General features: G+C 37.4%; 6 protein-coding genes, 1 pseudogene and 2 CRISPR repeat arrays. Of the genes and pseudogenes, 2 read left to right on the top strand and 5 right to left on the bottom strand.

Annotation, left to right across the window (positions count from 1 at the left end):
- Positions 1-475: 475 nt before the first annotated feature.
- On the bottom strand, positions 476-757 hold the full coding sequence (locus PQ479_RS15610) for a hypothetical protein (RefSeq protein ID WP_047987425.1): 282 nt from the start codon (positions 755-757) through the stop codon (positions 476-478).
- 1209 nt (positions 758-1966) lie between these two features.
- Here PQ479_RS15610 and PQ479_RS15605 point away from each other — a divergent pair.
- Positions 1967-2431, top strand: coding sequence for a DinB family protein (locus tag PQ479_RS15605; RefSeq protein WP_047987424.1), 465 nt, complete (start codon positions 1967-1969; stop codon positions 2429-2431).
- Between the two features lie 14 nt (positions 2432-2445).
- Positions 2446-3126 (top strand): DUF3221 domain-containing protein, encoded by a 681-nt coding sequence (locus tag PQ479_RS15600; protein ID WP_047987423.1) that lies wholly within the window; start codon positions 2446-2448, stop codon positions 3124-3126.
- A 35-nt stretch (positions 3127-3161) separates the two neighbouring features.
- A CRISPR array of direct repeats spans positions 3162-4122; the repeat unit is 36 nt; unit sequence GTCATATCTCCATCCATTCCGTTGCTGTGATATGAT.
- Between the two features lie 737 nt (positions 4123-4859).
- Positions 4860-6347: direct repeats of the CRISPR family, unit length 36 nt; unit sequence GTCATATCTCCATCCATTCCGTTGCTGTGATATGAT.
- Between the two features lie 198 nt (positions 6348-6545).
- Here PQ479_RS15600 and cas2 read toward each other — a convergent pair.
- From cas2 to PQ479_RS15580, 4 genes and pseudogenes are all read right to left on the bottom strand, one after another.
- On the bottom strand, positions 6546-6854 hold the full coding sequence (gene cas2 / locus PQ479_RS15595) for a CRISPR-associated endonuclease Cas2 (protein WP_047987422.1): 309 nt from the start codon (positions 6852-6854) through the stop codon (positions 6546-6548).
- A gap of 8 nt (positions 6855-6862) precedes the next feature.
- Positions 6863-7762, bottom strand: a complete 900-nt coding sequence (cas1, locus tag PQ479_RS15590) for a type II CRISPR-associated endonuclease Cas1 (protein ID WP_047987421.1) — start codon at positions 7760-7762, stop codon at positions 6863-6865.
- Between the two features lie 127 nt (positions 7763-7889).
- Entirely contained in the window at positions 7890-11105 is a 3216-nt protein-coding gene (cas9, locus tag PQ479_RS15585; RefSeq protein ID WP_047987603.1) for a type II CRISPR RNA-guided endonuclease Cas9, read from the bottom strand.
- Positions 11106-11801: 696 nt separating this feature from the next.
- Positions 11802-12185 (bottom strand): annotated as a pseudogene (locus PQ479_RS15580) (transposase); the annotation flags it as partial.
- Positions 12186-13351: the final 1166 nt, after the last annotated feature.

Genomic DNA, 13351 nt, shown 5'->3' with positions numbered 1-13351 from the left:
CATCGACATGTTCTCGTCCTTTTTTGTCCAAGATCATGTCGACCAACCGCCTTCATCGACATGTTCTCGTCCTTTTTTGTCCAAGATCATGTCGACCAACCGCCTTCATCGACATGTTCTCGTCCTTTTTGGCCCAAGATCATGTCGACCATCTTCCTTCATCGACATGTCAAGGCGTTGCTCACGCTCCGCCTTTTTCATGCAGGCTCTTTGGTTCGTATACTTTCCATACAAAGCCAAATTAATTTAAAAGCCACCTGTTAAAGTGTCAAAGAGCCAAGTGCTGTACTTACATCTTTGCAAGTAGCGGAATGAATCTGGTGCGTAATGTGCATTTCCTATAATTTCACACTGAAGTCGTGTAAATACCACGAGCTTCATCATAATATTTAGTGTATACCATCCAACATTTTCCTCTTATTGTCAAGTTCTTCTTTATATTACCATAATAATAGAGAAGTCATGGCTATAAATATTAGTCTCCCTGAAATAAGATTTCTCTTAACGCTTCTGTTCGATTAGTATTTAGTTGGTAACCGATTGAGGTATCGTCTTCATGAACGATCAACGCTCCATATCCATCGCTTTCCTTACTTACCCCTACATAAACGATATATGCTAAGCTACTATTCTCTTGGATACGTAAGTAATAAGACGGTTCCGAATCTATCGCTCCCCTAATCTCCACTCCTCGATTCACCGTTGATACAATTTTCCTTATTTCAGAGATATCATCTTCTTGTCTCCAACTAATCACAACCTCATCCGTCTCGTATTCTACATATTCCAATTTGGTTTTGAAGTAATAATTTTTGAACCGGTCATCATTAAAATAAGGCCCATAACAAAAATGATGAGAATGACGAGAAAATTTTCTTCATATATAAATCCACTCCTCAAATATGATTTTGATAAAAATCTGCTTGCGTACGGTATTTGCTTGCTCTATCGACATACGCATAATAAGATAAATAATAAGAATATTCCACTAATGAAACGGATTACCCGAACTAATCGTTTCATTACGATTGAAGGGAGCGTATTTTGTGATAACAGTGGAAACATTTTATAATGTTAATGACGATATGAATACCATTAACCCACCACCTATTTATACATCTTCAAAAGATTAACAACAAAGACATCGGATTTATCAACATCTCACTACCCATACAGATGTATATTATGGCTATGTATTAATAAAATCAGGAGATACGGTCATTATCAATGACCATCATGACACTGATACCTTAAATAATTTTTGGCTTTTCTTTACTGACTTAATCTACCAACTTATTCAAACCGGTCATGTAAAAAACGGGTTTATGTTTCAACAGTATGAACTCACTCTTGATAAAAATGAAGTCACCTTTCAGATTACCTACGAATCATTTTACGAAGAAAAAAAACATGAACACTTTCTTTTACCTAAAAATGAGTTCCTACTAACGGTACTAAAAGAAACAGAACGATTCTTCAAGATTCATCGAATAGGCACTAAAACCAATGACTATCAATCATTAGAAATTAAGTGTAAGCAACTCTCATCACTAATCTTATAAAGCCATTAACTGGTGGCTTTTCATTCAATAACGGCTTTGAGGATTCTCACACTTTGCCGTAACCCCGCCACTTCTTAGGGAAGTTCGAAAGAGCTGCCCCAAAAAGGTTCAGTGCACCGCTCAAATAGCCACCACCCAAAAATGAGAGAGTCGTAACCCAGCAGGATTAGTATCTAACATACAAGTGTTTTTGGACCGTTAGCCAAGCTCGCTTGGCTACTTCACGCGCCTGCGTGAAGTTTTGAAAATCGAAATGAACCTTCAGACGAATTCATTCGTCTGTGAGGTCATTTCGATTTTCAAAAACGGACCATAAACAAAGACAGAAAGGCCAAATTATCTCGAGAAATGAGCACCATCCAAGTAACTTTAATAAAAAACGTATTTAATACAGGAGGTCAACAATGAAACCAAGACATGAAATCTTACTCAATCAACTAAACGATTACCGCGGATATTTACTTTATTTAGTCAACGACATTACCGAAGAACAAGCAGCCCTTATCCCCAATGGATTCCGAAACAACATCCACTGGAATCTCGGCCATATTTATTTAGACCAATTTTTATGGATTCATACCTTAACCAAAGAACAAAAACCAGAGATCCAATCACTGAACAAATGGTTCGGCTTTGGCACTACACCAGAGAATTTCACGGAAGAAACCCCATCATTTAACGAGATCACTGAATTACTCCAGTCACAAATAGCAACCATCCATAAGACATACGGCGAACATTTAGAAACAGAATACCCACCAGTCGAAATGGGTATGTTTACGATTGAGCAAGTTTTAAGTCGCACCATTTTTCATGAAGGCATGCATATTCAAGCTATCTTGGATATTAAAAAATTCATAAACGATTAGAAGGAGCGTATATAATGAGATATTTGATTCTGTTATTAACTCTTTTAATCATGACAAGCTGCTCAACCTCTGATGAAGATGCGCAACAGGCCGATAACTCAGATGGAGCCATTCATGAAGGGCTTATCGCATCAATCATTAAATCAGAATCTCGTTATCAAATTCTTGTTATCTCAAATATTTTAATGGAGGATATTGAGACTTTCACACAGGAGGAGATTTATGAGCTTTCCTACCACTACGATAGTTCTTTGTACAATCTTTCAAAAGAAAAAGTAAAAAATTTAAAAGTTGGAGATTACGTTCAAGTCCACTGGGATGGCCACTCCCAAGAAGACTCCGCACCACCACAACGTAGTGCTGAAAAAGTTGACATACTCACGATTAAAGATGACCATTATACACATGTCGGAATTATTATAGAAAAAAGCAACACTGAAACCGAAACAACGCAGAGAATACTTGTCATGTCACATATTTCATCAGAAGAAGCAAAATCATCCACATCAAGGCAATTATTAGAACTAGCTGACCAAAATTCAGACCATGAAATTGCCTATTATTCTCTCGCTGCCAGAAATCTAGAGCACGTAAAAGTCGAAGATCGTGTACGGGTCATTTGGGAAGGAAATGAAGAAATGTCATCCCCACCAGGACGAGTTGCTAGTGAAGTTGTTTTATTACTAGACAAATGAAAAGATGATGTGATGGGATGTGGTCTCAACGGAAGGTCATATCTCCATCCATTCCGTTGCTGTGATATGATAACTGACCGAGGAGAGTATCGCGTTGAAATGTCATATCTCCATCCATTCCGTTGCTGTGATATGATTCAATTTCTACAAGTTCCTGTTCGTCAAGTGTCATATCTCCATCCATTCCGTTGCTGTGATATGATTTGTATGTGTACAACGTCCCCCCAGTACCAGTCATATCTCCATCCATTCCGTTGCTGTGATATGATAATCGTTGACCCACCATTTGAAACAGAGAGGTCATATCTCCATCCATTCCGTTGCTGTGATATGATTCAATTTCTACAAGTTCCTGTTCGTCAAGTGTCATATCTCCATCCATTCCGTTGCTGTGATATGATACATTAACTTATTAATCCACATCGCCGTCTGTCATATCTCCATCCATTCCGTTGCTGTGATATGATCTTACTCTTCCTGCTAATTGCTTTATAATAGTCATATCTCCATCCATTCCGTTGCTGTGATATGATAAGAAACTAGTATTTAAACTCAATGAACTAGTCATATCTCCATCCATTCCGTTGCTGTGATATGATTAAATTAATTTGTTTACCTTGATAGCCGATGTCATATCTCCATCCATTCCGTTGCTGTGATATGATGCGAAGAGACATTATCCCATATCACACGGTGTCATATCTCCATCCATTCCGTTGCTGTGATATGATAGAAAACTGAAAATGAACTAAGAAGCATATGTCATATCTCCATCCATTCCGTTGCTGTGATATGATGTCAACTCCTAAAAAGATTCTAAGTAATTCGGTCATATCTCCATCCATTCCGTTGCTGTGATATGATTCGATCGGATAAGGATAATCATCTGGTGGCGTCATATCTCCATCCATTCCGTTGCTGTGATATGATAAATATTGTCCTATATTTATTCCTCTAGAAGTCATATCTCCATCCATTCCGTTGCTGTGATATGATACACTTTCAAAAAAGCCCAATATATCAAGTGATTGGGCTTTTTTGATGCATAAAAAAAATAATTATTTATTGTTTTTTCTATACACTTCTTATTCTTTTTCAAAAAACCATTCACTTGCTTCTCACTACTATTAGTCTGCCCTATTCGCTTAACTTTTATACGAACGTATTAGCTTTTCCACTTTTTTAATATGTCATTCAAAAAAGAGTCAGTTGATTTACTTTTATATTTTTTTGTTTGTTTTCCCAAGTATCATTTCATTTATGCATATTGTTTTTACGTGACTAACAAAGCTCTCATATAATTATTAAACTTCTATGTTATATACAAAGAGACTATAACTTCTAGGAAAATAGTATATAATTTGTGTTATAAGAGGTCTCCACTGAGACTGTCCTATAACCAGTCACTCTTTCTAACTTTAACCCTTCAAGTTTTATATTATATTTAACCCTTTAGAAAAGGAAGCAAGTGAGGAAATTTTCATTACCTTAGAAGAATCCTTATATAATGGAATTTTAAAAATTTAAAAACGAATAGAAGTAGATTTTCAAATGTCAGCATAAAAGCTATCAGAAATTAATTTTAAAGAAAATAGCTTCTAAAAAAACGAATAATCATATTGCACTCGTTCACTTACTCCATCAATCTTTCTCAATAATACTGACAAAAGTCATATCTTCATCACTCATATACTATAATAAGATATATGTACATTAATAAAAGATGCACTTGTTGTCATATCTCCATCCATTCCGTTGCTGTGATATGATTCAACTGTGTAATGCCATGATACGGACGTCGTCATATCTCCATCTATTCCGTTGCTGTGATATGATCAGCCCCAAAATCACCATCTGCCCCGAACTGTCATATCTACATCTATTCCGTTGCTGTGATATGATCAATTCCATTTCTCTGGTCGTCTCCGTAGGGTCATATCTCCATCCATTCCGTTGCTGTGATATGATAAGACTTTTCGGGCGACAGAAGCAGAGATAGTCATATCTCCATCCATTCCGTTGCTGTGATATGATTAAACCGTGGTCCGTAGCCATCCACAGAGGGTCATATCTCCATCCATTCCGTTGCTGTGAAATGATCTTGCTGTTGGCGAGTCGCTCCCTCAGTTGTCATATCTCCATCTATTCCGTTGCTGTGATATGATATGGCCATCATTTTAATATACTGGCATACAGTCATATCTCCATCTATTCCGTTGCTGTGATATGATTCGAGGCATCTGAATCAGTTGCCCTCTTAGGTCATATCTCCATCTATTCCGTTGCTGTGATATGATAAAGCCTCCACCTTCACCCCCAGCATCTAAGTCATATCTCCATCTATTCCGTTGCTGTGATATGATTCAAATGATCGGTTTGGTCTTGTTACTGTAGTCATATCTCCATCTATTCCGTTGCTGTGATATGATCAAGTGCCTTATGTATCTAACGATTATATCGTCATATCTCCATCTATTCCGTTGCTGTGATATGATCAAGACCTAAACTTAGGTTTTATGGTTTCAGTCATATCTCCATCTATTCCGTTGCTGTGATATGATCTCAGTAGAATGAAACTCTATCGAATGCTCGTCATATCTCCATCTATTCCGTTGCTGTGATATGATTTACTTTGCAAAATGATGATTTAAACTCAGGTCATATCTCCATCTATTCCGTTGCTGTGATATGATCTTCGCAGTCATATCGCCGTCCCATTCGCGGTCATATCTCCATCTATTCCGTTGCTGTGATATGATAATAATAGGCGATAGACTCACGGTAGTGCTGTCATATCTCCATCTATTCCGTTGCTGTGATATGATAATGAGAATATGTCCAATTCCCTTCATCTAGTCATATCTCCATCTATTCCGTTGCTGTGATATGATGATGACACTATCCTAACGCTTATCGACTTAGTCATATCTCCATCTATTCCGTTGCTGTGATATGATCTGACCTTCCCCTTCTCCCCCCGACTCGACGTCATATCTCCATCTATTCCGTTGCTGTGATATGATAAATTGCACAAAGCTAATAAAAGCGGCCATGTCATATCTCCATCTATTCCGTTGCTGTGATATGATAAATAGGTTAGTGGTATTATACCACAGTTTGTCATATCTCCATCTATTCCGTTGCTGTGATATGATAGAATGATTGGAATTGTAGGAGTAGGGGCAGTCATATCTCCATCTATTCCGTTGCTGTGATATGATACAGATTCAAAAAGGCCCAATATATCAAGTGATTGGGCTTTTTTGATGCATAAAAAATATAATTATTTATTGTTTTTTCTATACACTTCTTATTCTTTTTCAAAAAACCATTCACTTGCTTCTCACTACTATTAGTCTGCCCTATTCGCTTAACTTTTATACGAACGTATTAGCTTTTCCACTTTTTTAATATGTCATTCAAAAAAGAGTCAGTTGATTTACTTTAATATTTTTTTCGTTTGTCGTTTGTTCCCCTAGCATCATTTTCATATTTGCATATTGTTTTTCTGTGACTGATAATGCTCTAACAGAACCTTTAGGTGGTAAATGCTTCTGTAATTGGCTCACTCGCTTTGTGACCATTTCTGGATTATTGCAAATCCTGCTGTAAACCGACCACTGCAACATATCATAACCATCATTTAGCAAGAACCTTCGGAACTTCACGTAATCCTTTTTATTTTTTGCTGTTTTTGTTGGTAGATCAAAGAATAATAATATTCGCATATATTGCCTCATATGACTAAATCCGCTGATTCTGACATATCCGATAAAGTTGGGAGCTTTAAGTACGTTACATCCTGCTGTCTACAAACAGCGACAAAACTTTTAATCATTTCATCAACAGCAGCTGAACAATCATACTTTGCCCCATTAAGTGCCACAGTTGTATTTAATAAATTGACTAAATTTGCACGTGTTTGTACCGTCCATGACAACTCAGTTAAACTTACGACATACCGATCCACAACGGGTCGAAGCACTTCCATAAAGTCATCCGCTAAATTAAAAGCATTCGTCTGACTATCATGATAAATGCCCAGTGATGGTGTAAACCCATAAGCGACCAAGGAACGAGCTACGGCACTTCTCATAATTGAATATCCGTAATTCAATATTTTATTTCTTTCATCACTTGAACGCCTCGTAAATTCATCTCCAAATAACTCTAAGAAATAAACTCTGGCAGCGTATGCTTCTCTATTAGATTTGTCACCTGACTCTACTTGATTTGCGAGCGATTGAAGTTTCCTTGCTCCATCTTTCCCTAACTCTATTAAACAATCCGCTTGATTACTTATTTTTTGCTTCACGATCGTTTGCCATATTCTCTTTTTCAATGGTTTACTTAAAGACTGTTGCATCGTTAAAACGGTTAATTGCCTAGAATGCTGATGGAAGGCAGTAAATATTCCAACAGGCATCTTCTTTTGATCACATCCAATCAAACTAATTCGATGTTGCGCACAAGCTGCGAGAACACTTTGTGTTAAAGTTACGACTTCATTTTCTAAGGTAATTGAAGCGATGTCTTGAAATGGAATACTTACTTCATTTTCTTGCTTTATAACAAACTGACTGTTTTTCACCGATAGTTTACTAGGTTTTGTAATGAAGATATGTCTCCAGGTCATCTCTCATACACCTCTCTTATTTATTAACACTATCAGTATAGACATGCGTTGGTAGAATTAAACAAAAATGTTCAAAGAAAAACACCCCAAATTGTTAACTAGCACTAACAGTTTGAGGTGTTTCTTTTTATTCCTTCATTTGGGATTTATTATTTTTGAATGACTGTCTTATCCCTTTTTTACTTTGTCCAGTAATTCTTCCTAAAACATCGATTTCATACTTCTCTAATAGAATGATTGAGTTTAAACCTATCTCTATATAATCCTTAGTAGGTCTGTTACACTCTGAGAATTTCAAAACATTACTAGATATATTTAAAGAAGCAAAATAATAGAAACTGTTGTCACCTTTATTCGTTCCTACATGCACTAACTCATACGGATAAACACTAAATTGAAAAACATGTTCTGCCGTCAATTCTGGCCACTGCTCATAACCTCGTCCTGATACGACATACTTATTGGGTAATTGTTGTTTGATCGTATCAAATGTATAAACCGGCACCATCACATACTTCTTTTCCTTTAAGAATATATCGCTCCTTACAAGGCCCCCGTTCTCAGCGATACCCCCATTTACTTCCCTTACCATCGCCTTCTTTTCAGCAATGACTTTAACACGCTTCACTTCATTTCGCTTACCCGATTTACTTGGCTTATAAAGGGGGGTTGCAAACGCCCTTTTTACATCCCTTCCAGATTCCACATATCGGTTCTTGATCGCCTCATACAAGAGTGGGTCGGTTTCTTTGTTATACATCGGAAAGTCATCATTTTTAAACTTCAACTCACTTAATGCTACTTTTTTAACAAGTAAGGCTTTTCCTTTGTCATCATAGCCACCCCATTTGGATATCGTTTCTTTATGAGCGGCTCCCGTAATCGATTTCCTCGGCATTCTTGATACCAACATATAATCAACAGCATCGGGATTTCCTTTGCTTATACTTTCATTAATTACTTCTGGTTGTGGCAATTGGGCGAGTTTCGTTTGCACATCATGCCAAAAACCGTTCCAAGGAGAAGGAAAACGAATTTCTTTTCTTTTAATACTCCCTCCCTCTCGACTTTTGTAGTAATTAGTTACACAGTCAATCATCCATTTGTCAGTACAAGCAACAATAATTGCATCTAATGCATGGTGGAGATGTGTTTCTTCACGGTCTTTTCCAAAACCTAACCGTTTTCTAATGTGGGAAGTCACTCTACCTGCAACAGCAGTCACCCATTGCGTTTCATGAAGAACAGTTTCTTTGCGCAGTAAGTTTTCCCGTAAAAAGTTCATAAAATAACGGCTCGCATAACGTGTATCATTTAAGTGTCGCTCTTTCATAAATAATTCTTCCCGCTCTACTAACTGCTCTTTTAACAATCGCTTCTTCTTACTAGCCGGGAACTTGGACGTAATGACGAACTCTTTATACTTTTCCCACCTTTTCGTTCCAATCCCCAAGTATTCAGCAGGGATTTGATCCCCTTTCTTTCGATTCTCATCACTAAACACAAGCACTTTATTCGTATACGAATCGTCAAATGTCTTGGAATATGGAATAATATGATCGACGTCTAGATTATGTTCATATCTGCGTTCTTTTTTGAGAAAAGAAATTAATTCTTCTAATTTTATCGGTTTGAGGGAATAGGCACATCTTCCGCCCTGTTCTTGCCATAGTTTAAATTTAACAATATCTTGCCCTCTAATATTCGTTATATGATTTTCCTCTAACGTCTTTATGGCGAACTGATTTCGACTTCTATTTTCTGCAAACCCATTTGTTATTTTCTTCCGCTCCGACACGTCTTTAGAAAGCTCACGCGCTAGTTCAATTTGAATCGAAGCCGGCTGTTCGCCCATTCTTTTAATGATTGCATTTATCACTTTTCTCGCTTGTGTTAGGGAACGCATGACAACTGGATTTTTAATAGCGTCTGGTATGTTAGTCAAGAGCTTACTCTTAATTTCTAGGTAAGACTCTTCCTTAAAACCTGCTTTCTCTTTCGCTTTTGCGAACACTTCTCCTTCTTCCATGAGAGGAATAATCCGACTTAATGCCTTTAAACTCAAATGACCAAACGTCGTATAAGAATGCTTTAAGACTGAGTCAATAAAATCATTCGCGTACACTCGTTTTGCGATATTATTTTTACTAGCTAAGTACTTATTAATATCCTCATCTGTTTTATAAACCGTTAATGCATGCCCAATCGTATTATAATCAACATAGTCGTAATTCTCATTATGCTCATCACAAACCTTCTTAATTTGGTAATAAGCAGCTAGATTCACAAATACAGCCGACTCATTTGTTGCTAGCGTTTTTTCTACATCATAAGAGATTGTTTGAAACGTCTCATCTTCTTCTAATTTAATCGCTTTTCTTAAATGACTGTATGTAAATTTGGGTGGGTTTTTAGGTAACTTATCCCGTTCAAACATTGCTTTTAAAGCTAATCCTCGTTCTTCCTCACTTAAAGTCCTCATACTTGGTAAAATACGCACATTATTTAACTTGTCTAAAGCCATGAAATATTGGAATGTATAAGTAGCTTTAGCGGCCCTTTTCTCCTTCTCATACAAACTACATGTACCGACGTTTTTCAAGATACTTTCTCCACTTGCAAAAGGTAATTGGTGCCCCCAAACCTCCATATATGATTCTTCTAATAACTTACTCGCGTACATAGAGCCTAACTCGCGCTGTTGCTGAAATAAAAATCGAATCTCTTCTTCTAAATTGTCACGGCTGACATTAAAAATAAATTCATTTGTAGAATTTCTTACTCTTCCTTTAAATTTATCGTCTGTTGCCCACATTTCACCGACCGTTCGATATTGTTTGAGTGTTTCTTGATTTTCTTTAATACTACTAAGAACAGCACGTCCTTCTGTATCCGCACCTTCTTCAGCCTTCCTAGTCGAACGATACCCTCTCTTTTGTCCTAAATGTATTAAAAGGCGTGCCCACTCTTGCCGACCTAATCTTCTTTCCAAACCTTCGACACGAATCTGCCAAATGTCTACTAATTCACTAGTTCGATATAAATGATCTAACTCTATTTGATTTAAAATATCCTCTTTTACTAGGAGGTTTCTAATTGCTTTCTTTCGGGCAGATCTCCTGGTCAATCTTCTCCTCGAAGAACGAGCTAATCTTCTAGGTAATGCTAGTGAAGCTCCTGTTTTCGGCACTTCCGCACGGTCAAACATTCTCACTCCAGCATCAATAAGGCCAACTGCTTTTAGTCGGTATTTTCCGTCTAACTTTGATTGGACAGTCGTCAGTTCAATTATCGACCACCCAATTGAATTTGTCCCAATATCAAGGCCAATCCTGTAATCCAAATAACCCACAACCTTTCACCTATTTTATATATAATAAAAAGCCCCAACTCTCGAACCTGTCGATCACTGGGGCTGACTCAATTATTTTAAGTGGGGAGACTTACTACGAGTGTAGTAAGCAGGCGATCCCCAACGCCACAGTTGCCAATCAGGCAACCTTATCATATCAACATCAATTCCGTTGCTGTGAGATGATAATCTTATTTTAACCGTATCTAGAAATCATGTCAACAATTTCAAAATATTCATATATTCATTTTCAATTAAAAAGAATTAATTCTTGAGACACAGAATAGTTATAAACAAATTATAAATTATTGTTCCTTAAGGGGGTGAAGGAAGTGAAGAAAATCATATTTTTTTCTGTAGAAATTGACAAAAAAGGAATGAAGTATCCAAAAGGTCAAACCTACTCTCTTTTGAAGATTATGAAATATTCTTTATTTATAATACTCATTCTACTATTTTATTCCTTTAACAAGTGCATTTAGTATCGTTTAAGAAACATTGACACATTCAGTTAACAAGGCACACACATTTTTTAAAAGCAAAAAAAGGAAGACCAGAACTAAAGGCGGCTTCGTCCATTTGAAAATTATTTTACATCTAAACAAAAGTAACAACGGCAAGTACCTTCTTAAGAGACGGTTTCCAAGTGATTTTCCGAAGCCAAATCACCGAATCCTACCGCAAGCCACTTTGGCCATAGAACTTCTTGATATTGATGTGCTGTTTCAGCCATTTAATGAGAAGTTCGAGTGCGCAAAGTGATTTGTACATCTCAGAAATTTCATTCGCATTCAGATCAAAACGATTCGTGACGAGATGAAGCTCATCCCTTTTGTATCAAGCACTTTGGGAAGACGGAAGACATTTTTTGTCCGATTATGTGTCATGCCAAGAAAGACGATCTCATCAGATAAAACCTCGGTCTGTTCAGGGAAAGAAAAGGCTGCTACCTTGCGAACCACAACGTTATTACCCTATCTTGAGAGAAAAGGGTAACCGTCATCGGTCGTTCGATCAATTCTCATAATCGAGGTAGCCACGGTCAAACACATACACGCTTCCCTTTTCATCAGGACGAGTTGCTAATGAAGTTGTTATATTTAATCCGTTAGAATAACGAAAAATGTTCCCGATACATTAAATCCATTGCCATAAGGTTCCACTTCATGTATACTTCAATTAGTGTACATACATTAATAAAGACTGCTAGTGTTAGAGCACCAACAGTCTAGCAATAAATGACTTCCATAATTAAGGCGGTCAGCAGATTAGTATAAATAATCCACCGAGAGCCGTCTAACTCAAGGGTGGATTATTTTTTTGGTTAAATGACAGCACAGCAAGCAGTAAACTCGCAATCGCTAATGCAAACATTAACGATTCAAAAACATTTGGATTTTAGATACTAATCCTAATGGAATACTACACATTTTTTTGGTTAGTGGTGGCTGTGTGTGCGGTGTGCTGAATCTTTTTAGGAAAGCTCTTGCGAGCTCTTTCCTAAAAAGTGGCGGGGCTACGGCAAAGTGTGTGAATTCTCAAAACCGTTTATGAATGAAAAGCCACCATTTAAAGATTGAAACCCTACTTATATATTTGGAGAGGACTAGTTGTAAACGTATCAACATGTTAAGAAGTCGTCGCTATCCATGAAGAGTGGCCTTTGTGCAGTTACTCCAAGGTTTGGCCTCTGTATCTTCACATTAACCCTCTCTTTGTGCAGTTACTCCAAGGTTTGGCCTCCGTATCTTCACATTAACCCTCTCTTTGTGTAGATACTCCAAGGTTTGGCCTCTGTATCTTCACATTAACCCTCTCTTTGTGCAGTTACTCCAAGGTTTGGCCTCTGTATCTTCACATTAACCCTCTCTTTGTGCAGTTACTCCAAGGTTTGGCCTCTGTATCTTCACATTAACCCTCTCTTTGTGCAGTTACTCCAAGGTTTGGACTCTGTATCTTCACATTAACCCTCTCTTTGTGCAGTTACTCCAAGGTTTGGCCTCTGTATCTTCACATTAACCCTCTCTTTGTGCAGTTACTCCCAGGTTTGGACTCCGTATCTTCACATTAACCTTCTCTTCGTGTAGTTACTCCCAGGTTTGGCCTTAGTATCTTCACATTAACCCTCTCTTTGTGCAGTTACTCCAAGGTTTGGACTCCGTATCTTCACATTAACCCTCTCTTTGTGCAGTTACTCCAAGGTTTGGCCTCTGTATCTTCACATTAACCCTCTCTTT

The organism is Alkalihalobacillus pseudalcaliphilus, assembly GCF_028610675.1.
Taxonomy (GTDB): domain Bacteria; phylum Bacillota; class Bacilli; order Bacillales; family Bacillaceae_D; genus Alkalihalobacillus; species Alkalihalobacillus pseudalcaliphilus.
This window is presented reverse-complemented; position numbering and strand designations above follow the sequence as displayed.

Excerpts from the sequence above, each read along its gene's own strand:
- PQ479_RS15605 (WP_047987424.1), top strand. The coding sequence starts at position 1,967 with ATGAAACCAAGACATGAAATCTTACTCAATCAACTAAACGATTACCGC.
- PQ479_RS15600 (WP_047987423.1), top strand. The coding sequence starts at position 2,446 with ATGAGATATTTGATTCTGTTATTAACTCTTTTAATCATGACAAGCTGC.
- cas2 (WP_047987422.1), bottom strand. The coding sequence starts at position 6,854 with ATGCGAATATTATTATTCTTTGATCTACCAACAAAAACAGCAAAAAAT.
- cas1 (WP_047987421.1), bottom strand. The coding sequence starts at position 7,762 with ATGACCTGGAGACATATCTTCATTACAAAACCTAGTAAACTATCGGTG.